The organism is Amycolatopsis sulphurea (genome assembly GCF_002564045.1).
In the GTDB taxonomy this organism is placed as follows: Bacteria; Actinomycetota; Actinomycetes; order Mycobacteriales; family Pseudonocardiaceae; genus Amycolatopsis; species Amycolatopsis sulphurea.
Genome location: NZ_PDJK01000002.1, coordinates 3,445,354 through 3,467,666 on the forward strand (window position 1 = coordinate 3,445,354; position 22,313 = coordinate 3,467,666).

The window sequence follows — 22,313 nt, forward strand, 5'->3', positions numbered from 1 at the left end:
GTCGGCGTCCACCCATTCGGCTGAGTTGTGAGGCAGCCCACTCCCGGATGAGAACCGATTTCCGGATCTTGGCGTCTTGCCTGGTGTGAAGCACAAGCCCGCCCCGGAGCCGGACGAGGAACAGCTCGTCCGGCGCACTGCGCGGGGTGATCGTGCGGCGTTCGAGGAGTTCTACCGCCGCACCTCGCCCTGGCTCGCGGTCCGACTGCGCCGCCGCTGCAGCGACGAGCAGATCGTCGCCGAGGTCATGCAGGAGACCTATCTGGCCGTGTGGCGTGCCGCGGGGTCGCTCGCCGGTTCCGCGACCGGCGGCTCCGCCGTGGGCTGGGTGTGGACGATCGCGGCGCGGCGGCTGGTCGACGCCTTCCGCCGCCGCGCGCACCACGCCCAGCCGCCTGCCGCCGCGTACACCGCGGTGGTCGCGCCCGCCGCCGAAGAGGAGGCGCTGGCCGATTCGGTCGGCGATTCCGTCGGCGATGCGCTTCGCACGCTCGCGCCCGAGCTGCGTCAGGTGCTCCAGGCCATGGTTCTGGACGGATTGTCGGTCCGGGAGACCGCGGTCCTGCTGGGGCTGCCGGAGGGCACGGTGAAGACCCGGGCACGCCGTGCCCGGATCACGATGCGGGAGGCGCTGTCGTGAACGAGATCGCCATCCCCCCGCTCCGCGAAGGAGGTCCTGCTGTGAACCACGTGCCCGATCGGATGCTTGCCGAATACCTGGCCGGCGGTGCGCTGCCGGGCGATCAGGAGTGGGCGATGGAAGCGCATCTGGAGACGTGCGCGCAGTGCCGCGCCCGGCTCTCGGGCGCGCCCACCATGGCCGAGTCCGGCCTTCTCGACGCCGTGTGGGCCGGTCTGGAGCCGCGGCTGGCCGGGCAACCGGCCCCGCGATGCCACCGGGTGCGGGCCTGGTTGCATCGCTGGGCGACCCCGGCGATGGTGCCCTGGCTCGCGATGGTCGCGGTGGTCCTGGCGATCACCGTGATCCTGGACCGGATGGGCGACGGCAGTCGTTCGCTGCTGCAGCTGTTCGCGCCGGTACTGCCGGTGTTCGGGGTGGCCGCGGCGTGGTCGCGGGGACTCGACCCGGCCTACGAGCTGACCGCCGGCTCGCCGCGCGCCGGGCTCGAACTGGTGCTGCGGCGCAGCGCCGCGGTGCTGCTGCCGTTGGTGGCGATCCTGCTGCCGGCCGGCTGGTTCACCGGTGCGAACCTCGGGCTGGTGCTCCTGCCCGCGCTCGGTTTCAGCACCGGCACGCTCGCCCTCGGCTCGCTCATCGGAGTCGGCTGGGCGGCTTCGATCCTGAGCGGGGTGTGGCTGGGTGCGCTGGTGGTGCCGGCGATGAGCATGGACGACTCGGTCGCGCTGGAGCCCGCCGCGCTGCCCTACTGGATCGCGCTCGTCGTGCTGACCGCCGGTTTCGTGGTGTTCCGCAAGGACACCTTCATGCGGCTTGCCGCAACTCGTTGAGATAGAGGAGAAACAGATGCGGGCCATGGATGCCGCGGAGGTCGCCCCGGCGACGTATGCCTGGGAAATCCAGGCAGAAGGCCTGAAAGTGCGGGTCGGGCGCAAACGGCTGGCGGTCGACGGGCTGGATCTTTCGCTCGGGATCGGGGTGCACGGGCTGCTCGGCCCCAACGGCGCGGGCAAGACCACGCTGATCCGGGCGCTGGCCACGGTGCTGCGCCCGGAGGCGGGCCGGCTGGCCCTGTTCGGTCAGGAGGTGGGCAGGCTCGACCAGCGGGCGATGCGCCGCCGGATCGGCTATCTGCCGCAGGCATTCGGCTACTACAAGCGGTTCACCGTGCGCGAGTTCGTCGAATATCTGGCCTGGCTCAAGGAAATGCCGAAGCAAGAGATACCGGGGGCGGTGCAGCGCGCGATCGAGCGGGTCGGCCTCGCCGACCGCGCCGACGACAAGTTGAAGACTCTCTCCGGTGGCATGGTCCGCCGGGCGGGGATCGCCCAGGCGATCGTGAACGACCCGCAGATCCTGCTGCTGGACGAGCCGACCGTCGGTCTCGACCCGGCTCAGCGGGTGCGATTCCGGGAGCTGATGCAGGAACTGGGCCGGGAGTCCTGCGTGCTGGTGTCCACTCACCTGGTCGAGGACGTGGCCGCGGCCTGTTCCGACGTGGTCCTCTTCGCCGCCGGCAAGCTGGTTTTCCAGGGCACGCCGGACGATCTGGCCGCTGCGGGCAGCGCGGCAGACATCGGCGACAGCCCGATCGAACGTGGCTACTCGGCGCTGCTCGGGGACCGCGCGGGGAGGGAGTCGTGGTGAGAATGCTGCGCGTCGAACTGCGGCGCACGATCGCGCTCTGGCTCCCGGTCGCCATAGTGGTGGTGGCGGTGGCGATCCTGCTGATGTACCGCGCCCCGCGAATGACGAGCGCCGTACCCTGGGGACTCGACTCGCCAGGGACGGTGGAGTGGACGCGATTTTCCCTGATCTTCCTGTGGCCGATCATTGTCGGCGCGGCCGCGATCCAGGGTATGCGGGAAAGCCGCGCCGGGGTCGGCGAGCTGTTCTCCTCGACACCCCGTCCGACCGCGCATCGGGCGCTGATTCTCAGCCTCGCGGTCGGCCTCGCGGTCGTGGTGGGTTACCTGCTGCTGCTCGTGACGGGACTCGTCCAGGTGGCGGTACACGGCGGGATGTTCACGGCCGCTTCGCTGGTCTCGGTGGTGCTCGGGTTCGTCGCGGTGCTCGCCGGGGTCGCGCTCGGCCTCGGCGTCGGCCGATTGCTCCCGCATCCGGTCACCGCGCCGGCCTTGACCGTGCTCGCGCTGGTGGCCACGGTCGCCGGGCTGGTGGCGACCCAGGACGCCAGCCCCCAGGGCAGTTCGGTGCCGAGTTGGCTCACCGACCTGTCGGTCGCGGTGAGCCCGCCCGAGAGTGCGTTCCTGCTGCCCTCCGCGGGGTTCACCATCGGTCAGCTGTGCTGGCTTTCCGGGCTCACCGCGACCGGCCTGCTGGTGCTGATGGTCCGGCCCCGCGCCCGGTTGCTCGCGGTCCTGCCGGTGGTGGCCGGACTCACGGCCGCGTTGCTGGTCTTCCCCGCCGACAGAGCGGGCAATCTGACCCCGGACAAGACGGCGAGCGCGCTGGTCTGCGACGGCCCGGTGTGTGTGACGAAGCTGCGCGAGAAGTGGCTGCCGACGTTGGCCGGTCCGGGCAAGGAAGCCATCCAGGCACTGCAGAAACTGCCGCAGCACCCCGAACGGGTCGAAGAGTCGACCGAGTCCAATAACTATTACCTGAGGGGGCAGCGGGACCCAGCGCGGCTGCTGGTCCCGTATTCGTCCACGACTTACGTGCCCGTCAGTGACCTGACCGCGGTGCTGCTGGACGGAGCCGGAACCCCACGGTGTATCCCTAGCCACTACGACAGCCCGGAGGAGAAGCGCGAGACGGTGGCGCGGTGGGTGATGCAAGGCTGGCTCGCCGGTTCGGCGACGCCGCCTCCGGCCAAGTCCTACCAGCAGCGGGATGCGGCAGAATTGATGCCGCCGGTGTGGACCGCCCTGCACGCGTTGCCTGAGCAGGAGCAGATCGCGCGTGTCGCCGCGGCGCGGCAGGTCGAGCTGACTTGCCAGGGTGACCCGCTGGCCGCGCTCACCGGAGGCGCGGGCTGATGCGCTGGCTCACGTTGTACGCGCGTTCCCGGCACGTGCCGGTCGTGGTGGCGCCGCTGCTGCTGTCGGTCGTGCTGACCTGGTGGTTTGCCGAGGACAAGTGGACGCCCTTTGCTGCGACGCTCGGGCTGGGCCTGGCAGTCGTCTTCGCCGCGAGCGGGCTGAGCGGGCAGGACATCGACCTCGACCGCACGGCCGGGTTCAGCTGGTTTCCCCGGCGGCTCGCGCATCTGCTGCTGATCGGGGTGGTTGCCGCCGGTGTCATGCTCGCCGTGCAGGAAGCCGGCGACGTCCAGGTCGAGAGTGCGCTGATCGTCCGCGACACGGCCGGCCTGCTCGGCCTGGCCGGGCTGGCGGCCGTGCTGTTCGGCGGCCAGTTCGGCTGGACCCTGCCACTGGGCTGGACCATGCTGGGATTGGGCACGCCCGATGAACCGGAGACGCTGAATCGGGTCTTCACGTGGCTGCGGCTGCCGGCCGACGATGCGTTGTCCTGGTGGCTGGCGGGGGTGCTGTTCGTGCTGGGCGCCGGTGGATACGCGATGGCGGGTGCCCGCCGCTGACCTCGATGACGTGCCTGCGGCGAATCTCGCCGCGGGCACGTCGCCGGTTCAGGCCCTACCCGTTCAGACGCTGCGGTTGTTCGGCACCAGATCGAGCGGATCGTGGTCCGGATCGTCGATGCCGAAGCTGATGATGCGCTCGGGGTGGATGCGGATGGCGGCGTCGTCCAGGTGACCGTCGGTGGTGAAGGCGTCCGGGATGCCCTCCGCGTGCCCACGGATCTCCAGGCAGCGCACGCGCATCGGGTCCAGCGAAGGGCGGTCGTCGATGACGAAGGCCGCCCGTCCGTTGGCTTCGACGTTGCGGTACTTGCGGCTGCGGGTGAGGTGGTATCCGGTCACGTCGATCGCGCGGGCGTCCGGGTTCCAGGTGAACCCGACCGGGCTGACCTGCAGGGTGCCGTCCGGGTGCTGGGTGGCCAGCCGGCCGAGGTCGTGTTCGGCGAGGAACGCGAGTTCCGCTTCGGTGAACATGTTTCCAGCGTGCGACCTCGAGTGCACTCGAGGTCAACACCCGGACGGCCCGAGTTTCAGGTGAACAGCCCGTCGCCCCAGTTCGAGGTCGGCGTGAGCCCCGGCGGAACGGCGAAATGCGCGGATCCGGTGTGCTGCACGTACTCCATCATCGCGTCCTTCGCGGACAACGCCTGCTGCATCGGGATGTACTGCTTGCGCGTGTCCCGGTTGAAGGCCAGGAAGAACAATCCCGCTTCGAGGTGCCCGACACCGTCGGAGCCGTCGACGAAGTTGTAGCCGCGGCGCAGGATCCGGGCGCCGTTGAGCGTCTGGTGCGAGGCGAGCCGGACGTGCGCGTCCGGCGCGATCAGCGGCACGCCGCCCGCCCCGCCGACGTCCAGATCGACCTGGTCGAACTCGCCGGTCTGGCCGAGTGGCGCGCCGGTGCCTTTGGTTCGTCCGACGATCTGTTCCTGCCCGTCCAGCGTTTCCCGGTCCCAGGTTTCGACGTGCATCCGGATCCGGCGGGCCACCAGGTAGGTGCCGCCCGCCATCCAGGCCTGCCCGTCGCCGGACTGCGCCCACACCTGCTCGCGCAGGACGTCGGTGTCCTCGGACTTGACGTTGTTGGTGCCGTCCTTGAAACCGAACAGGTTGCGCGGGGTCTGCTGCGCCCGTGAGGTCGACGAACTGCGTCCGAACCCGAGCTGCGACCAGCGCACCTCGGTGACCCCGAAGCCGAGCCGCACCAGGTTGCGCACCGCGTGCACGGCCACCTGCGGATCGTTCGCGCAGGCCTGGATGCACAGATCGCCGCCGCTGCGGGCCGGGTCGAGCTTGTCCTTGGGGAACAAGGGCAGGTCGACCAGCTGCGGCGGGCGTTTCGCGGCCAGGCCGAACCGCTGGTCGAACAGCGAGGGGCCGAAGCCGATGGTCAGCGTGAGATCGCCGGGCGGCAGGTCGAGCGCTTCGCCGGTGTCGCCGGGCGGTGCCTGCGCCGCACCACCGACCGCGCCGTCGGCGACCACTTCCTGCCCGGCGGTCATCCGACGCGCCGCGGCAGTCCAGGTGCGCAGCAGTTCGCGCAGCTTCCCGACGTCCTTGGTGGTCACGTCCAGTGCAGCGAAGTGCAGGTTCTGCTGGGTGGGCGTGACAATGCCTGCCTGGTGCTCGCCGTGAAAGTCCACAGTGGACGGCTCGGCGTGCGCGGGGGAGCCCTCGCCGAGCCGGTCGATGCCGACCCCGGTGGCCACTCCTGCCCCGGCCAATGCGACACCCGCGCCGGCCATGCCGAACAGTGCGCGACGGGAGACTCCGGTCATTTCGCCACGACCGCCGCGACCTTGCTCAGCGGCTCGCTCAACGCGTCGACGGCCGAGGCGAAGGTCTTGATCTCGTCCTGGGACAGCTGGTCGTAGTACTTGAACCCGTCGCCGACGCGGGTCTTGTCCAGCAGTGCCTGCACGTTCGCGAACTCCTTGTCCAGGGTGGACACCAATGCCGGATCCTTGGCCTGCAAGATCGGCCGCAGCGCGACGATCGCGTTCTTAGAACCGTCCAGATTGGACTGGAAGTCCCACAGATCGGTGTGCGAGAAGGTCTCCTCCTCGCCGGTGATCTTGCCCGTGGCGACTTCGTCGAGCAGGCTCTTGGCGCCGTTGGCCAGATCGAGCGCGCTCAGCTGCAGGGTCTTGGCCTTGGTGACCAGATCCTTGACGTCGGTGAGCAGCTTGTCCGCGATCTGCGGGCTGTCCGGCTGCAGGCCGCTGCGCCACAGATCCTTCTCCAGCCGGTGGAAACCGGTGAACTGCTGGCCCGGCTCCAGATCGGCCTCGCGCGCGTCGATCGCCGGGTCGAGGTCGCCGAACTTCTCCGCGACCGGTTCGATCCGCTCATAGAACACCCGGGTGCGGGCGTACTCGGACTTGGCTTCGTCGACCTTGCCCGCCTTGACCGCGTCGACGAACTTGGCGGTCTCGGTCTCCAGCGCGGCACTGTTGTTGGCCACGTAGGTCGCGTAGCTCTTGGTGGCTTCGGCCTTCTGCGCGTTCGTGTCGTTCTGTCGCGCCACGCCACCGGTCACGGTGAAGTCGCCACGAATGCCGTTGCCGGCCATGCCCGGCTTGCACGCGGTCTGGTACTTGCCCGCGTCCGGCACCTCGACGATCAGCCGCCGGTTCAGCCCCGGCGCGATGTTCTCCACTTCGCCCATGATCCGGTCACCCTCGGCGTAGAGGTAGAACTCGGTCACCTTGGTGCCCTTGTTGGCGATTTCGAAGGTCAGGTTGCCCGCGGCCGCGGTGGTCGTGCTGACCGTGCATGAGGTGTCCGAGGCGTCGATCTTGATCGGTCCGTCCGCGGCATCGGTGGCGGCGCCCGTGCTGTCGCAGCCGGCGAGCGCCACCAGCGCGCCCACTCCGGCGAGCACGGTCAGCGGGGTTCTACGGGACTGGGGCACGGTCACTCCTTGACGGTGGCCGCGCTCGCCGGAGCGGGCGCGGTGGTTTTGCGGGTGGGCTTGAGGAACAGGGGCAGCACGATGGCGACGTACACGATCCACGCGACGGCCTGGAGCACCGTCGTCTGCTGCGAATAGTTGAAGATCCCCTTGAGCAGCGCGCCGTACCAGGATGTCTCCGGCAGCGTGCTGGAGGCGTCGAACGCCAGCGTCGTCAAGCCTGGGAGGAACCCTGCCTCCTGCAGGTCGTGCAGACCATAGCCGAGCACGCCGGCGGCGACGAACACCAGCAGTACGCCGGTGATCGTGAAGAACTTCGCCAGGTTGAAGCGCACCGCGCCGCGGTACAGCAGGTACGCGAGGAGGACCGCGACGATGATGCCGATCACGAAGCCGACCAACGGCTGGATGGTGTCGGACTGGGCGGTCTGTACGGCGGAGTAGAAGAACACTGCGGTCTCGAGACCTTCACGGCCGACCGCGAGGAACGACAGCAGCAGCACAGCCGCGGGGCCGACCTTGAGCGCGTCTTCCATCTTCCCGCGCAACTCCGCGGCGATGTGCCGCGACGCCTTACGCATCCAGAAGATCATCGCCGTGACGAACCCGACCGCGACGATGGACAGCCCGCCGCCGAGCAGCTCCTGGTGCTCGAAGCTCAGCTGCGCGGTGCTGTACGTGAGAATCGCGCCGACAGCCACCGACAGCAGCACCGCCGCGCCGACCCCCGGCCACACGAACCGCAGCGAGTGCCGGCGGTCGGTCTTCACCAGGAAGGCGACGAGGATGCTGACCACCAGCGCCGCTTCGAGGCCTTCGCGCAGCCCGATGAGCGCGCTCGAAAACACCACGTCCCCGCCCTCCTTTGAACGTTCGACCTCACGGTTTTAGGTAAGGCTTGCCTGTAAGTCCAGTGGCGCAGATCGCTCCACGGCGGCGAGGAGTACGGCAAAACGGGCACGAAGATCGGGTTAGGTTAGGGTAACCGCAGGTCAATACGGGTATGGTCGGGTCAGATAACGAATCGGGCGGCCCCAGAAGTTTCCGCGCGGAGTTAACCGTCCGTTTGCCCTTGGCGAGATTCGGACCTGCCGGGCAGGTTCATCAGTAATCTGGCCGGGTGGCCGATACCACCCCGCAGACCACTGCCGAAGCCGCTCCGCCCCGCCATTATCGCGGCCGCCTCGCCATGGCGCTGGGCCTGGTGCTGACCGGCGTGATCCTGGTGGTGACGATCGGCCTGCGGAATCCCGACCCGCCTGCCCCGGCGCCGATCGCCGCGCCACCCCCCGCGGCGACGGAACCCGAGAAGGCCCCCAAAGCGGGCTCGCAGGTTCCGCGCGCCGGGCTGGCTGCCCCTCCGGACCGTCCGGCCGTGTCCGATAAGGCAGAGCTGGACGCCTGGGCCACCCGCGTCCAGGCGAAGACCGGCCTGTCCGCGCGCCTGCTGGCCGGCTACGGCCGGGCGGAGATGTGGATGGCCCGGGAAAAGCCGACTTGTCACCTTTCGTGGCCCACCCTGGCCGCGATCGGCCACCTCACCTCGGACCAGCTGCAGCTCGCCGAGGACGGCACCGTCACCGGCCTGCCACCCGCTCCGCCGGCAGGCCCCGACACCGACGCCGGCAAACTCGACGGCGACCGCACCGCCGACCACAAGCTCGGCCCCCTGCAGATCCCCCCGTCCGCCTGGCAGAAATACGCGGAACGCGCCAACGGCGACGGCAAAATACCCACCCCCGCCAACCTCGACGACTCCGCCTACACCACCGCCCGCTACCTCTGCTCCGGCAACGACGACCTCGGCACCCCCGAAGGCTGGTGGCGCGCGATGCTGCTCTACAACGCGTCCGTGGAGTACGGCCAGAACGCTTTTCTTGCCGCGGATTCCTATGCTGCGGAGAGTGTCGCGCCCTGATTTTGTCGCGGGGTTGGTCTCGTGGTCGGTGCGGGTGGTGCGGGTGGTGCGGGTGGTGCGGGTGGTGCGGGTGGTGCGGGTGGTGCGGGTGGTGCGGGTGGTGACCGTGCGGAGGTGCAGACCGCGATGCGGTGCGGTGTGATGCGGTGTGCGGGTCGGGGTCGGTCGGGTGAACGTTCCCGGCCGGGAGGTTCGGTGCCTCGGTGGGCCTGCGCGTTGCTACGTCAGTGGGTCGGTGCCGCAGCGCTCACCCGGGCGCTCGCGGTCTGCTCGCGCACGGCTTGCGCTTTCGCCGACACGGTCTGGGTGATCGCGGCCTTCGCGGCCACTGCCTGCTTGCGCACGCTCTGCTTGCGCGGCGCCACAGGGAACCGCTCGTTCAGGTCCACCAGCGCCGGGGCGAGGGACATCAGCACCAGCACCATGAGCCCGGCGCTGGCTCCGATCACGGTGAGAGTGGTGTTCATCTCCGCCTCCTCAAGTCGTTCCCTGTGATGACTCAAGGTTGCTCCTTCCGGTCCTTGCCGCGGATCGGCCGACCGGCCGAGCGCCGCCGCCGGATGGCCAGAACGATCCGGCCGGAGCCACCTCGGGTGCCGGCTCCGGCGAGACCGGGCGGGGGCGCGACTAGGGGCCCGGCCAGTGAAGGGGGCGGGCGCGAGGGGGTGTTGATCGGCAGGTGCGGTCGTGCTCCGGAAGCTTCTTGAGCATGATCCACCCAGGTCAGCGTGCTGCGGCGGTGGGGCTGATCAGCTGTCGCTCAGGGTGATGCGGGCCCGGACCTCGCTGATCGCCTCGAGGTACTCCGGGATGGGGTTCATCGCGGAGGCCATCCGCAATTGTGCGAGCGCCTCGGCCAAACGGCCGAGGCGCTGAAGGGTGCGACCCAGGACGAACCGCGCGTAGTGATCGGTCGGATCGAGTTCCAGGACCTTGGTGAAGGCCCGCTCGGCTCGCCGCAGTTGTGCCGAGTGGAAGTAGGCGCGCCCGGCCAGCAGTTGCACGCTCGGCTTGTCGGACTCGTCGTCCAGCAGGGGTTCGAGGGCCTTCAACGCATCGAGCGGCCGACGGCGTCCCACCAGTTCTTCGGCCTGCCGGAAGGCACGGACCTGCGCTTCGCCGGTGGGCTCGGGGGCTGGTTCGGCGTCCGTCATGGTCGCTCCGACGATACCGCCGCGGAGGGTGTTGCACGACCGCCGTCTGCGACGTGATGGACTGTTCCGCCATGAGCAGCGATGAGGACTCCGGCTACCTGGGGCTGGCGCCGTACCTCTACTACACCGACGCCACCGCGGCGCTCGCGTGGCTGACCAGGGTGTTCGGCTTCACCGAGGAGGTCCGGTTCGAGGATGCCTCCGGGGAGGTCTTCCAGGCGACCCTGCGCGCCGGCAGCGGCCGGATCCAGCTTTCCGGCGTCGGTCCCGAGTATTGGGAGGCGAAAGGCGTCGAGGGGCCGGTCGGGCAGCTCAACGTCATCTACGTCACCGACGTGGACGCCCAGTACGAACGGGTGCGAGCCGCGCTCGGGGAGGACGCCGAACCGGAGCCGCCGCAGGACCAGCCCTACGGCGCGCGGCTGTTCACCGTCGCCGACCCGGGCGGCAACAGCTGGACGTTCTGGCAGCAGGTCACCGATACCGTCGATCTGCCTTCCGGATGGCGTGCGGTACGGCCGGACGAGGTTGTTGACCCGTCCGGGGAACACCGAGCGGAACCGCCGGACGACCGCCGAGCCTCCAACGGGTGAAAGCCCTGGACGGCTACGCTGGGCGGCGTCACCGCAGGCACGACCACCAAGGAGCAGAGCGTGGCTCTCATCGAGCAGGTAGGCGCGCGCGAGATCCTCGATTCGCGCGGCAACCCGACCGTCGAGGTGGAGGTGGCACTCGACGACGGCACGTTGGCGCGGGCCGCCGTCCCGTCGGGTGCGTCCACCGGCGAACACGAAGCCGTCGAGCTGCGGGACGGGGACACCGGCCGGTACAACGGCAAGGGCGTGGAGCGCGCGGTCGCCGCGGTGCTCGACGAGATCGGCCCCGACCTGACCGGGGTCGACGCAGTGGATCAGCGGATCGTCGACCAGAAGCTGGTCGACCTCGACGGCACCCCCGGCAAGTCCCGGCTCGGCGCGAACGCCATCCTCGGCGTCTCCCTCGCGGTCGCGAAGGCGGCCTCGGAGTCCGCCGAACTCGAGCTGTTCCGTTACCTCGGCGGCCCGAACGCGCACGTGCTGCCGGTTCCGATGCTCAATATCCTCAACGGTGGCGCGCACGCCGACACCGATGTGGACATCCAGGAGTTCATGATCGCGCCGATCGGCGCCGAGTCCTTCCGCGAAGCGCTCCGCTGGGGCACCGAGGTCTACCACGCGCTGAAGTCGGTGCTCAAGGGCCGCGGCCTGTCCACCGGCCTCGGCGACGAGGGCGGCTTCGCCCCCAGCCTCGGCAACAACCGTGAGGCGCTCGACCTGATCCTCCAGGCCATCGAGAAGGCCGGCTACGCCGCCGGCCGCGACGTGGCACTCGCCCTGGACGTCGCCGCGACGGAGTTCTACTCCGACGGCGCCTACACCTTCGAGGGCACGAAGCGCAGCGCGGAGCAGATGTCGGCCTACTACGCCGAACTCCTGCGCGACTACCCGCTGGTGTCCATCGAGGACCCGCTGAGCGAGGACGACTGGGACGGCTGGATCCAGCTGACCGCCGCGATCGGCGACAAGGTCCAGCTCGTGGGCGACGACCTGTTCGTCACGAACCCGGACCGCCTCGAGGAAGGCATCAGCCGGCGTGCGGCGAACGCGTTGCTGGTGAAGGTCAACCAGATCGGCACCCTTTCCGAGACGCTGGACGCGGTGTCCCTGGCCACGTCCTACGGCTACAAGTCGATGATGAGCCACCGCTCCGGCGAGACCGAGGACACGTTCATCGCCGATCTCGCCGTCGCCACCGGTGTCGGCCAGATCAAGACCGGCGCCCCGGCCCGCGGGGAGCGGATCGCGAAGTACAACCAGCTCCTGCGCATCGAGGAGACGCTGGCGGACGCCGCGCGTTACGCCGGCGACCTCGCCTTCCCGCGGTTCAGCGCGGAGGGCTGAGACGCCGATGGCCGACCGGGGGAGGGCGCGCAACCGCCGCGGCGGCCGGGCCGACGGGAACGGGTCCACCAGGGCCCGTCGTCCTGCGTCGGCCCGGCGCCGCACGGGCGCCGCTTCGACGGAGACGACCAGGTCGCGGCTTCGCCGCGGCCTGGCGGCGAAGCGTGCCTCCGGTGCGGCCAAGGTGCTCGGTATGTCGACCACCCGGCGGGCCGCCGTGGTGGCGATCGTGGTGTGTGCGCTCGCGTTCACCGTCGCCGTGCCGTTGCGCACCTACCTCAGCCAGCGCTCCGAGGTACGTGAGCAGGAGGCGCAGCAGGCCCAGCTCCAGCAGGAAGTGGCCGAACTGCGGAACCGCAAGAACCAGCTGAGTGATCCGGCGCAGATCGAGGCGGAGGCGCGCCGCCGGCTCCGGTACGTGAAGCCCGGCGAGACGCCGTATGTGGTGCAGCTGCCCGAGGACCAGCCCGTGGCCCAGCCTCAGCAACCGGGTCCGCAGCAGGCTCCGGCGGGTTCCTGGTACGAGAATCTCTGGAGCCAGATCTCCGGCGGTTGATGCGGTTCTGCTCGTTCTGGTGCGGGAGTTCAGCGGTGGCCGGCCCATGGCAGTGACCTCCTTCCGGTTCTCGGGTGGGCTCGATGCCATGGACGCTACGCCGCGGATCGGTGGGCGGGGGCGGCTCGCGGAGGGTTGTCCACAGGGGTGCGCCGTTGTGCACAACTCGGCCGTTTTGGCGGAGGGTCCGACCGGCCGGACGGCGGGCGGCATTAGCCTGGAGAGCGTGAACAGCAGCACGCAGACACCCCGTTTCGAACCCGTCACCGACGCCGACCGGGAGGTCATCGCGCAGCAGCTCGGACGGCCGCCACGGGCCTTGCGGGCGGTCGCGGCGCGGTGCCCCGGCGGACATCCTTCAGTGGTTCAGACCAATCCACGGCTGGAGAACGGTACCCCGTTCCCCACGCTGTATTACCTCACGTGCCCGCGGCTGACCTCGCTGGTCGGCACACTCGAGGCGTCCGGCGTGATGAAGGAGATGACCGAGCGGCTCGACACCGATCCCGAGCTTGCGGCGCTCTACCAGCGCACGCACGAGACCTACCTCGCCGAGCGGGATGCGATCGAGTCGCTCGGCACGCAGGTCACCGCCGGCGGGATGCCGGGCCGGGTGAAATGCCTGCACGTCCACCTTGCGCACAGCCTCGCTGCCGGGCCGGGCGTGAATCCGTTCGGTGACGAGACGCTGGAGTGGGTTCGTGCGCAGGGCTGGCCGAGCGGGGACTGCGCCGGGTAACGCCCAGGTTGCCGGTGTGGATGGTTCCAACGGGGCGTGATGCGCACCGAATCGGGGTCTGCACATCGCATGCGGCCGGCGGTGTGCGGAGGGGCATGGAAGGGGAGGGAAATGGGGGTGTTACGCAGGCTGCGGTGCGGGGGCCGCTCCGGTGTGGCGGGGTCGTCGGCCGGTGTGGTGAGCGGGGGTGTGGCTTCTGCGGCGTCGGTCGGCGGTGGCGAGGGGGCGGTGGTCGGCACGCGTGAATTGCCTTGTGGGGCAGGGAAAAACCCGAATGTCGAGGGTGCTGGTCCGGCCGGTGTTCTTTGTGCGCAGGCTTCTGCTGCGGAAGCGGGCGGGGTTGGTTCGGGCTCGGTCGACGAGGTTGTGGTGCCGTCCGGGAGTTCGGGCTGGAGTGGGCCGGATCACAGCGGGTTGGGTATAAGAGGGCTGTGTCAGGCGGGGTGGGATGGTGGTGAACCTGACCACGCCCGGGTGGGTCCGGTCGGGCTGGGTGAGGCTGGGTCTGGTCGAGGTGGGGTCGATCGAGCTGGGCCGGGTAGTGATGAATTTGGTCGCGCGAGGGTGGATCGAGCTGGGCTGGGTCAGGCTGGATCGGGCAGCGATGGACCTCACCACGCGGCGGTGGATCGAGTCGGGCCGGATGAGGCTGACCCAGGTGGTGCTGAGCCTGGCCGCGCTGGGGTTGATCGAGCCGGGCCAGACCAAACTGGACCAGGGCAAGCCAGACTAGAGCAAGCCGGACCAGAGCAAGCCGGACCAGAGCAAGCCGGGCTCGACCAAGCCGGACCGGGTGGCGACAAACGTGACCGCGCCAGAAGATCGGCCCGGAATAGGCCAGGCAACAGCCGGGGCCATCGGGCGCCGGCCCGTGGCAGCCGTGTGCGGATTGCGGTGCGGCGTGGGCGTTATCGGGTGCGGCGGGGCGTCGGGCGGCATCCGACGGTGGCTGCGGTGGTCGTCGGGGTGCTGGGCGTGGTTCCGGTGCTCGTCGGGGCCAAGGGGGTTGCCGCGTGGATGGGATCGGCGCCTGCGGAGCATTCCGTGGACGCGGCGTTGGTTCAGGGGTATGACCCCCGAGACACGGGGATTCGGCAGATCGCGGTGGACGGGCGGCTGCCGGGGGTGCCGTCGCCCCCGGAGTTGCCTGCCTACGATCTTCCGGCCGGGCCGTTGGGGATTCCGGCGTCCGCGCTGGCCGCGTATCGGGACGCGGCGGCAGTGCTCGGGCGGGAGCAGCCTGGCTGCCACCTCGACTGGGCGCTCGTCGGCAGTATCGGGCGGATCGAGTCGGGGCATGCGCGCGGCGGGTACGTCGACGCAGCGGGGGCCACGCTTGAGCCGATTCTCGGGCCTGAACTCAACGGCATCGGGCCGTATGCGGCGATCCCGGACACCGATCATGGCGCGCTCGACCGTGACACGGTCTGGGATCGGGCGGTCGGGCCGTTCCAGTTCATCCCGGCCACTTGGCCGGGCTACGCCTCGGACGGCAACGGGGACGGCCGATCCGATCCGAACAACCTCTTCGACGCCTCGCTGGCGGCGGGACGTTACCTCTGCTCCGGCGGGCTCGACCTGGCCAATCCGGATCAGCTGCGCACCGGCGTTTACCGCTACAACAACTCCGACTCCTACGTCGACACGGTGATCCTCTGGGCTGAGGGGTACCGCAAGGGTGCCGATCGGGTGCCGGACAGCAAGGTCCCGGTCGGCAACCCCAGCATCGCACCAGCCCCGGGCCTGGCGACGTCCACTCCGCTGCCTGCGCCGTTGCCGCCCGTCACCACGGCGGGGCCTCCGCCGATCACGTCGTTGCCGCCGTCGAGCACGACCACCCCGCCACCCACCACCGGTACGCCGACGACCTCGCCCAGTCCGACCTGCGTTTCCGTCCCGCCGTCGAGCACCTCTGCATCGAGTACCTCGCCGGCCAGCACACCGACGCTGCCGCCGTGCGATACGGCCACCAGCACGGCACCGGGCAGTCCGTCATCAGGGAGCACGGCGGAGATTCCCCGATCGTGAGGCGAGGGCGGGACAGCGCGGCGGAGTCGCCTTACCCGTGAGAGGCGGCCGGCCCAGCAGAGGTTCCTCACCCCCGAGCGCCGGGCAGTAAAGTCGGGGGCATGCCTCGGGTAGCCGCGATCGACTGTGGGACCAACTCCATCCGCTTGCTCGTCGCCGAGCTGACGCCCCGCCATGACGGGACGATCGACTTGCGTGACTTGCACCGCGAAATGCGCATCGTGCGGCTCGGCCAAGGTGTCGACGCCACCGGGCGGCTCGCGCCCGAAGCGCTTGAGCGCACCCGTGTCGCGCTCGCCGACTACACGATCGCGGCGCGGCGCAAGGGGGTCGAGAAGGTTCGCATGGTCGCCACCTCAGCGACTCGCGACGCGAGCAACCGTGACGAGTTCTTCGCGATGACCCGGGAGACGCTCGGTGTCGAGGCCGAGGTGATCAGCGGCGACGAGGAGGCGCGGCTCTCCTTCACTGGCGCCGTCGGTGAGCAGGACCCGGATGACGGCCCGTTCGTGGTCGTCGACGTCGGTGGCGGCTCCACCGAGCTGGTGCTCGGCACCTGGAACGGCCGCGAGGCCGAGGTGCTCGCCGCGAAATCGGTCGACATCGGCTGTGTGCGGATCACCGAGCGGACGCTGTCCGGCGACCCGCCCACCGCCGCGGAGATCACCGCCGCGCGGGAGCTGGCTCGCGAGGTGCTGGCCGAGGCGTTCGACGTGGTGGACGTCGCCAAGGCACGCACCTGGATCGGGGTGGCCGGGACAGTGACCACGTTGTCGGCGGTCTCCCAGGAGCTGCCCGAGTACCAGTCCGAGCGCACCCACCTGTCCAAGCTCACGCACGGCGATCTGGACCGGGTCGCGGCGAAGCTGCTCGCCGCCGATCACGCCACGCGTGCCGCCAATCCGGTGATTCACCCGGGTCGCGTGGACGTGATCGGCGGGGGCTCCGTGATCATCCAGGTGCTGGCCGAGCAATTCGCCGCGCGCGGTGGCCCGGACCAGCTGGTAGTCAGCGAGCACGACATTCTGGACGGCATCGCGCTGGCGCTCGGCTGACCATCGTTCCCGGGAAACGGGGGTCACTCATGGTGACACCCGCCGGTAGTTGTAAGCCAAACGGGTGGGGGAACAACGCCGTCGCATATTTGCAACCTGTGCCGGACTGTTCGTCGATAACGTGCGTTTCAACTAATGGGACGTCGATTATCGGAGGGGACATGCGGGGTTCAACCAGGTTCCGTGCTGCGGCCGCGGCGGTGACAACCTTGTCATTGCTGCTCACCGCATGCGGTGGCGGTTCGAGCGGCGGGTCGTCGGGCAAGGTCGACCCGAACGGGACGTTCACCGTCTACGGCACCGAACCGCAGAACACGCTGATCCCCACGAACACGAACGAACTGGGCGGCAGCAAGGCGGTCGACCCGATGTTCGCCCAGCTGGTCGGCTTCAAGGGCGACAACGCCGAGCCGTACAACCTGATGGCCGACTCGGTCACCACGAGCGACTCCAAGGTCTACGACATCAAGCTCAAGCACGGCTGGAAGTTCCACGACGGCACCGAGGTCAAGGCGAAGAACTTCGTCGACGCCTGGAACTACGGCGCCTACGCGCCCAACGGGCAGCTCAACAGCACGTTCTTCGGGAACATCCAGGGCTACGCCGACGTGCACCCCGAGGACAAGAACGCCAAGCCGAGCACGGACAAGATGTCCGGCCTGCAGGTCAAGAACGACTACGAGTTCCAGGTCACGCTGAACGCGCCGTTCTCGGTCTTCGCGATCAAGATCGGCTACACCGCCTTCGCGCCGCTGCCGGACTCGTTCTTCAAGGACCCCAAGGCGTTCGGGCAGCACCCGATCGGCAACGGCCCGATGAAATTCGTCAGCCGCACGCCGAACGCGGACATCAAGCTCACCCGGTTCGACGAGTACCAGGGCCAGAACAAGGTCAAGTTCAAGGACCTGGACATCAAGATCTACGCCAGCCAGGAGACCGCCTACCAGGACCTGCTGAGCAACAAGCTCGACTTCATCGAGACGCTCCCGCCCTCGGCGCTGGCCGGCAGCAAGTACAAGGCCGATCTGAAGGACAACCTGGTCAACGGGCACCTGCTCGGGATCAGCACGATCGCCATCCCGTACTACGTGCCCGGGTATGACAACCCGAACCTGCGCAAGGCGATTTCGCTGGCGATCGACCGGGACCAGATCACCAAGACGGTCATGAACGACACCTACGTCCCGGCAGACGGCTATGTCTCGCAAGGCATCCCGGGCTACCGGCCGGGCGTGTGCAAGTCCTGCCACTTCGACCCGGCGCAGGCCAAGCAGCTGTTCGGGCAGTCCGGTTTCCACGGCAAGCTGACCATCGCTTCGAACGCCGACGGTGGCCGCAAGGAGCCGTTGGTGGCCGCGTGCAACAGCATCAAGAACGTGCTGGGCGTGGAATGCGACTTCGTGCCCGCGACCGACTTCGGCCAGTGGCGCAGCATCGTGACCGGGCACAAGCTCACCGGGATGGGCCGCTCCGACTGGTCGGCCGACTACCCGTCGATCGAGAACTTCCTCAACCCGATCTACCGCACCGGTGCCTCGTCGAACGACTCGGTCTACGCCAACCCGAAGGTCGACGCGAAGCTCGCGGAGGCGGACGGGACCGCGGACAAGGACGCCGCGGTGAAGCTCTACCAGCAGGCCGAGGACCTGATCGCCGAGGACCTGCCCTCGATCCCGGTGTGGGACGAGAAGGGCGTGGCCGCGAAGTCCAAGCACACCAAGGGCGTCGTGCTCGACTTCCGCCGCCGCGCGGACTATTCCTCGGTCGAGGTCACCCAGAAGTGAGGCGCTGACCGCTCCGCTCCCACCACGCGGTTCGCGGGCGCCCGGACGGCCGGGTGCTCGCGAACCCGGCGCGCACACCTAGGAACCACGCATGATCCGCTACGTTCTGCGCCGCCTGCTCCAGCTGATCCCGGTGTTCTTCGGCACCACTTTCCTGATCTACGCGCTGGTGTGGGCCGTGCCCGGGGATCCGTTCGCCGGCAAATGCGGCCAGCAGGCCTGCCCGCAGTCCTACATCGACCTGATGACCGGCAAGTTTCACCTGGACGACAACCTGATCGTCCAGTACTTCAAGTACCTCGGCAGCCTGTTCACCGGCGACTGGGGCGAGACCTTCAACGGCACCTCGGTCGGCGAGCTGATCGCCAACTCCTATCCGATCACCCTGCGGCTGGCGTTGATCGCGGTGCTCATCGAGGCTGTCATCGGGCTCGCCGCCGGGGTGCTGACCGGCTTGCGCGGCAAGGGTTTCCTGGATAACCTGGTCCTGGTCTCGACCACTTTCCTGATCTCCCTGCCGGTGTTCGTGACCGCGATCGTGCTGCAGCTGGTGCTGGGCACGGAGCTGGGCATCATCGACGTGAGCGTCTCCGACGATCCGTCGTTCGGTGAGCTGATCGTGCCGGGCATCGCGCTCGGCAGCCTGTCCATGGCCTACGTCGCGCGGCTGACCAGAACCTCGATCGCGGAGAACCGGCACGCCGACTACATTCGCACGGCGATCGCCAAGGGACAGCCGGCGGGCCGGGTGATCGGCATCCATCTGCTGCGCAACTCGGTGATCCCGGTGCTCACCTTCCTCGGTACCGACCTGGGCGCGCTGATGGGCGGCGCGATCGTGACCGAGGGCGTGTTCAACATCAACGGCCTCGGCGGGCTCATCTTCCGCGGGATCCAGAACCGGGAGAGCGCCACCGTGGTCGGTGTCGTCGTGCTGCTGGTGCTGGTGTACCTGGTGATGAGCCTGCTCGTGGACCTGCTTTACGCCGTTCTCGACCCGAGGATCCGTTATGACTGACCCCAATCTCGTCGGTGGCGGGGGCGTCGACGCGGCGGAGCTGTCGCGTATCGACGATTCCGCGGCCGGGCCGAAGAAGCCACGCAGCCTGTGGGCCGACGCCTGGCGTCAGCTGCGCCGCAAGCCGGCCTTCATCGTCTCCGCGGTGATCATCCTGCTGGTGGTGCTGATCGCGATCGCGCCCGGGCTGTTCTCGCATCGGGAGGCCGGGTACGCCGATCTCACGCATGCGAACGAAGGCCCGTCCGCGGATGCCTGGTTCGGCTACGACAACCAGGGCTACGACGTCTACGCCCGCACCATCCACGGGGCGCGGGCCTCGTTGCTGGTCGGGATCTTCGCCACCGTCCTGACCGTCCTTTTCGGATCGTTCATGGGCATCGTCGCGGGCTACTACGGCCGGTTCGTGGACAGCCTGCTCTCCCGGTTCGGCGATATCTTCGCGGGACTGCCGTTCGTGCTGGGCGCGATCGTCATCCTCACCACGTTCAACGCGCCCGGGTCGACCCCGGGGCAGGTCACCATCGTCGTGCAGGTGGTGCTCTCGATCGCGGTGCTGTCCTGGCCGGTCGCGATGCGGATCATGCGCTCGGCGACGCTGGTGGCCAAACAGCTCGACTACGTCAAGGCGGCGCGGGCGCTCGGCGCGGGCACCCCGCGGATCGTGTTCCGGCACCTGCTGCCGAACACCCTGGCGCCGGTGCTGGTGTACGCCACGATCGCGCTCGGCGCCAACATCGGTGCCGAGGCGACGCTGGCCTACCTCGGTATCGGCATGCGGCCGCCGGTGGTCTCGTGGGGCGTCATGATCAGCGACGCCCGCGACTACTTCCGGGCCGACCCCCACATGCTCCTGTTCCCCGGTGCGTTCGTCACCGTCACCGTGCTCGCCTTCGTGCTGCTCGGTGACGGGGTCCGTGACGCGCTCGATCCGAAGTCGAGGTAGGCCGCATGTCCACAGTGGATGACGAGCTGCTGCTCGAAGTCGAGGATCTGCACGTGGAGTTCCGCACCTCCGACGGCGTGGCCAAGGTGCTCAACGGCGTGGGCTATGCGGTGCGCGCCGGGGAAACGCTGGCGGTGCTCGGCGAATCCGGCTCCGGCAAGAGCGTGACCGCGCAGACCGTGATGGGCATTCTGGACAGTCCGCCGGGCGTCATCACCGGCGGCGAGATCCGGTACCGCGGCGAGGATCTGCTCACCGCGACCCCGCAGCGGCGGCGCGAGCTGCGGGGTGCGGAGATCGCGATGATCTTCCAGGACGCACTCTCCGCGCTGAACCCGGTGTTCACCGTCGGGTTCCAGATCGAGGAACAGCTGCGGATCCGGCAGGGAATGTCCAGAAAGGACGCTCGTAGACGGGCGATCGAGCTGCTGGAGCTGGTGCGTATCCCGGCCGCCTCCCGCCGGATCAAGGACTATCCGCACCAGTTCTCCGGCGGGATGCGGCAGCGCGCGATGATCGCCATGTCCCTCGCGCTGGATCCGGACCTGCTGATCGCGGACGAGCCGACTACCGCGCTGGACGTCACGGTGCAGGCCCAGATCATGGATCTGCTCTCGGAGATCCAGCGGGAACGCCGGATGGGCCTGATCCTGATCACGCACGACCTCGGCGTGGTCGCCGAGGTGGCGGACCGGATCGCGGTGATGTACGCCGGACGGATCGTGGAACAGGCCGGCGCGCACGAGCTGTACCGCTCGCCGGGCCATCCCTACACCGCGGCACTGATGGATTCCCTGCCTCGGCTCGACCTCAAAGGACAGACGCTGGAGACGATCAAGGGGCTGCCGCCGAGCCTGCTGGACATTCCGCCCGGCTGCCCGTTCCACCCCCGGTGCAAACGGGCCGAGCAGCGCTGCCGGGACGAGCGGCCGTCCTCGCATGGGCTCGGGTCCGGCCGGGTCAGTGCGTGTCACTTCGCCGAAGAGGTGGTGGAGAGCCGTGGTTGAGCCGATTCTCAGCGTGCGTGAGCTGACCAAGCATTTCCCGGTGCGCCAGGGGGTCCTGTTCAAGCGCACGATCGGGCAAGTGAAGGCGGTCGACGGGGTCTCCTTCGATCTGCTGCCGGGCGAAACCCTCGGCGTGGTCGGTGAATCCGGTTGCGGCAAATCGACGCTCGCGCAGGTGCTGATGCGCCTGGAGGAGCCGACCGGCGGCACCGCGACCTTCGAGGGCCGGGACCTGTTCCAGGTGCGGGGCGGGGATCTTCGCCGGCTGCGGCGGGAGATCCAGATCGTGCTGCAGGATCCCTACACCTCGCTCAACCCGCGGATGACCGTCGGCGACATCGTCGGGGAGCCGTTCGAGATCCACTCCGACATCGCGCCGAAGGGTTCGCGGGTGGGGAAGGTGCAGGAGCTGCTGGAGGTGGTCGGGCTCAACCCCGAGCACGCCAACCGGTATCCGCACCAGTTCTCCGGCGGGCAGCGGCAGCGCATCGGCATCGCGCGGGCGCTGGCGCTGCGGCCCAAGGTGATCATCTGCGACGAGCCGGTGTCCGCATTGGACGTTTCGATCCAGGCGCAGGTGATGAACCTGCTCGGCGAGCTGCAGAGCGAGTTCGGACTGTCCTATGTGTTCATCGCGCACGACCTGGGGGTGGTGCGGCACCTGTCGAACCGGGTCGCGGTGATGTACCTCGGCAAGATCGTGGAGCTCGGCACCGAGGAGGAGATCTACGAACGTCCTTCGCACCCCTACACCCAGGCGCTGCTTTCCGCGGTGCCGGTGGCCGATCCGGCGGTGCGCGGGCAGCGGCAGATCATCCGGCTGGAGGGCGACGTGCCGAGCCCGCTGGACCCGCCGTCCGGCTGCCGGTTCCGCACGCGCTGCTGGAAGGCCGCGGACAGCTGCGCGACCGAGGTACCGGAGCTGACCGGCCGGACCGACGGGCACCTTTCGGCCTGTCACTTCGCCGAGACGCGCTCCGTCGTACCGTGAGCCGACCGGCTGTGAAGGGTCCCTTCACGGACTCAGAGTCCGTGAAGGGACCCTTCAC

General features: G+C 69.0%; 25 protein-coding genes. 19 read left to right on the top strand and 6 right to left on the bottom strand.

Annotated elements, in window-relative coordinates; genetic code table 11:
- Nucleotides 1-85: 85 nt before the first annotated feature.
- Genes ATK36_RS21895 through ATK36_RS21915 form a run of 5 tightly spaced genes read left to right on the top strand, consistent with a single transcriptional unit; the run spans nucleotide 86 to nucleotide 4,205 of the window.
- Nucleotides 86-640 (top strand): RNA polymerase sigma factor, encoded by a 555-nt coding sequence (locus ATK36_RS21895; RefSeq protein ID WP_098513224.1) that lies wholly within the window; start codon nucleotides 86-88, stop codon nucleotides 638-640.
- Nucleotides 641-681: 41 nt separating this feature from the next.
- Complete coding sequence (locus ATK36_RS21900; protein ID WP_098513225.1) at nucleotides 682-1,470, top strand: zf-HC2 domain-containing protein; 789 nt, start codon at nucleotides 682-684, stop codon at nucleotides 1,468-1,470.
- A 16-nt stretch (nucleotides 1,471-1,486) separates the two neighbouring features.
- Nucleotides 1,487-2,287 carry an ABC transporter ATP-binding protein gene (locus tag ATK36_RS21905; RefSeq protein WP_098513226.1) on the top strand — a complete coding sequence of 267 codons (801 nt, stop codon included), beginning with the start codon at nucleotides 1,487-1,489 and terminating at the stop codon, nucleotides 2,285-2,287.
- A 2-nt stretch (nucleotides 2,288-2,289) separates the two neighbouring features.
- Nucleotides 2,290-3,642 (top strand): hypothetical protein, encoded by a 1,353-nt coding sequence (locus ATK36_RS21910; RefSeq protein ID WP_211292057.1) that lies wholly within the window; start codon nucleotides 2,290-2,292, stop codon nucleotides 3,640-3,642.
- Nucleotides 3,642-4,205: a hypothetical protein gene (locus tag ATK36_RS21915; protein ID WP_098513227.1), complete on the top strand. Its 564-nt coding sequence runs from the start codon at nucleotides 3,642-3,644 to the stop codon at nucleotides 4,203-4,205. Before ATK36_RS21910 ends, ATK36_RS21915 begins: the two co-directional genes overlap by 1 nt.
- 63 nt (nucleotides 4,206-4,268) lie before the next feature.
- Here the strand turns inward: ATK36_RS21915 and ATK36_RS21920 are convergent, their stop codons facing one another.
- The 4 genes from ATK36_RS21920 to efeU are packed head-to-tail and all read right to left on the bottom strand — an operon-like array spanning nucleotide 4,269 to nucleotide 7,970.
- Nucleotides 4,269-4,679, bottom strand: coding sequence for a PPOX class F420-dependent oxidoreductase (locus ATK36_RS21920; protein WP_098513228.1), 411 nt, complete (start codon nucleotides 4,677-4,679; stop codon nucleotides 4,269-4,271).
- A 56-nt stretch (nucleotides 4,680-4,735) separates the two neighbouring features.
- Entirely contained in the window at nucleotides 4,736-5,983 is a 1,248-nt protein-coding gene (efeB, locus tag ATK36_RS21925; protein ID WP_098513229.1) for an iron uptake transporter deferrochelatase/peroxidase subunit, read from the bottom strand.
- Nucleotides 5,980-7,125 carry an iron uptake system protein EfeO gene (gene efeO / locus ATK36_RS21930; protein ID WP_098513230.1) on the bottom strand — a complete coding sequence of 382 codons (1,146 nt, stop codon included), beginning with the start codon at nucleotides 7,123-7,125 and terminating at the stop codon, nucleotides 5,980-5,982. Before efeO ends, efeB begins: the two co-directional genes overlap by 4 nt.
- Complete coding sequence (efeU, locus tag ATK36_RS21935) at nucleotides 7,122-7,970, bottom strand: iron uptake transporter permease EfeU (RefSeq protein ID WP_098513231.1); 849 nt, start codon at nucleotides 7,968-7,970, stop codon at nucleotides 7,122-7,124. The genes efeO and efeU overlap by 4 nt, the downstream gene beginning before the upstream one ends.
- A 269-nt stretch (nucleotides 7,971-8,239) precedes the next feature.
- On the opposite strand from efeU, the gene ATK36_RS21940 reads away from it, so the two are divergent.
- Together ATK36_RS21940 and ATK36_RS32395 are read left to right on the top strand one after the other, a co-directional pair.
- On the top strand, nucleotides 8,240-9,037 hold the full coding sequence (locus ATK36_RS21940; RefSeq protein ID WP_342752045.1) for a lysozyme family protein: 798 nt from the start codon (nucleotides 8,240-8,242) through the stop codon (nucleotides 9,035-9,037).
- The gene (locus tag ATK36_RS32395) at nucleotides 9,024-9,179 is read left to right on the top strand and encodes a hypothetical protein (protein ID WP_170069842.1); all 156 of its coding nucleotides are present in this window, start codon (nucleotides 9,024-9,026) and stop codon (nucleotides 9,177-9,179) included. Before ATK36_RS21940 ends, ATK36_RS32395 begins: the two co-directional genes overlap by 14 nt.
- A gap of 82 nt (nucleotides 9,180-9,261) precedes the next feature.
- On the opposite strand, the gene ATK36_RS21945 is transcribed toward ATK36_RS32395, so the two are convergent.
- Both ATK36_RS21945 and ATK36_RS21950 read right to left on the bottom strand, forming a co-directional pair.
- Complete coding sequence (locus ATK36_RS21945) at nucleotides 9,262-9,504, bottom strand: hypothetical protein (RefSeq protein ID WP_098513232.1); 243 nt, start codon at nucleotides 9,502-9,504, stop codon at nucleotides 9,262-9,264.
- 282 nt (nucleotides 9,505-9,786) lie between these two features.
- Nucleotides 9,787-10,191 carry a tetratricopeptide repeat protein gene (locus ATK36_RS21950; protein ID WP_098513233.1) on the bottom strand — a complete coding sequence of 135 codons (405 nt, stop codon included), beginning with the start codon at nucleotides 10,189-10,191 and terminating at the stop codon, nucleotides 9,787-9,789.
- A gap of 71 nt (nucleotides 10,192-10,262) precedes the next feature.
- Here ATK36_RS21950 and ATK36_RS21955 point away from each other — a divergent pair, with 71 nt between their 5' ends.
- From ATK36_RS21955 to ATK36_RS22010, 12 genes are all read left to right on the top strand, one after another.
- Nucleotides 10,263-10,784 carry a VOC family protein gene (locus tag ATK36_RS21955; RefSeq protein ID WP_098515083.1) on the top strand — a complete coding sequence of 174 codons (522 nt, stop codon included), beginning with the start codon at nucleotides 10,263-10,265 and terminating at the stop codon, nucleotides 10,782-10,784.
- Nucleotides 10,785-10,844: 60 nt separating this feature from the next.
- On the top strand, nucleotides 10,845-12,131 hold the full coding sequence (gene eno / locus ATK36_RS21960; protein ID WP_098513234.1) for a phosphopyruvate hydratase: 1,287 nt from the start codon (nucleotides 10,845-10,847) through the stop codon (nucleotides 12,129-12,131).
- A gap of 193 nt (nucleotides 12,132-12,324) precedes the next feature.
- On the top strand, nucleotides 12,325-12,687 hold the full coding sequence (locus tag ATK36_RS21965) for an FtsB family cell division protein (RefSeq protein WP_098515084.1): 363 nt from the start codon (nucleotides 12,325-12,327) through the stop codon (nucleotides 12,685-12,687).
- A gap of 217 nt (nucleotides 12,688-12,904) precedes the next feature.
- Nucleotides 12,905-13,426, top strand: a complete 522-nt coding sequence (locus ATK36_RS21970; protein WP_245915386.1) for a DUF501 domain-containing protein — start codon at nucleotides 12,905-12,907, stop codon at nucleotides 13,424-13,426.
- A gap of 454 nt (nucleotides 13,427-13,880) precedes the next feature.
- Complete coding sequence (locus ATK36_RS21975) at nucleotides 13,881-14,159, top strand: hypothetical protein (RefSeq protein WP_141544500.1); 279 nt, start codon at nucleotides 13,881-13,883, stop codon at nucleotides 14,157-14,159.
- Nucleotides 14,160-14,314: 155 nt separating this feature from the next.
- Nucleotides 14,315-15,454, top strand: a complete 1,140-nt coding sequence (locus tag ATK36_RS21980) for a lytic transglycosylase domain-containing protein (RefSeq protein WP_387000808.1) — start codon at nucleotides 14,315-14,317, stop codon at nucleotides 15,452-15,454.
- Between the two features lie 101 nt (nucleotides 15,455-15,555).
- On the top strand, nucleotides 15,556-16,509 hold the full coding sequence (locus tag ATK36_RS21985; protein ID WP_098513236.1) for a Ppx/GppA phosphatase family protein: 954 nt from the start codon (nucleotides 15,556-15,558) through the stop codon (nucleotides 16,507-16,509).
- Between the two features lie 161 nt (nucleotides 16,510-16,670).
- The gene (locus ATK36_RS21990; RefSeq protein WP_098513237.1) at nucleotides 16,671-18,293 is read left to right on the top strand and encodes a peptide ABC transporter substrate-binding protein; all 1,623 of its coding nucleotides are present in this window, start codon (nucleotides 16,671-16,673) and stop codon (nucleotides 18,291-18,293) included.
- A gap of 91 nt (nucleotides 18,294-18,384) precedes the next feature.
- On the top strand, nucleotides 18,385-19,311 hold the full coding sequence (locus ATK36_RS21995) for an ABC transporter permease (protein ID WP_098513238.1): 927 nt from the start codon (nucleotides 18,385-18,387) through the stop codon (nucleotides 19,309-19,311).
- A complete protein-coding gene (locus tag ATK36_RS22000) occupies nucleotides 19,304-20,257 on the top strand; it encodes an ABC transporter permease (RefSeq protein ID WP_098513239.1) in 954 nt (317 codons plus the stop codon). The genes ATK36_RS21995 and ATK36_RS22000 overlap by 8 nt, the downstream gene beginning before the upstream one ends.
- Nucleotides 20,258-20,262: 5 nt before the next feature.
- Entirely contained in the window at nucleotides 20,263-21,264 is a 1,002-nt protein-coding gene (locus tag ATK36_RS22005) for an ABC transporter ATP-binding protein (protein ID WP_098513240.1), read from the top strand.
- The gene (locus ATK36_RS22010) at nucleotides 21,257-22,255 is read left to right on the top strand and encodes an ABC transporter ATP-binding protein (RefSeq protein ID WP_098513241.1); all 999 of its coding nucleotides are present in this window, start codon (nucleotides 21,257-21,259) and stop codon (nucleotides 22,253-22,255) included. The genes ATK36_RS22005 and ATK36_RS22010 overlap by 8 nt, the downstream gene beginning before the upstream one ends.
- Nucleotides 22,256-22,313 lie beyond the last annotated feature (58 nt).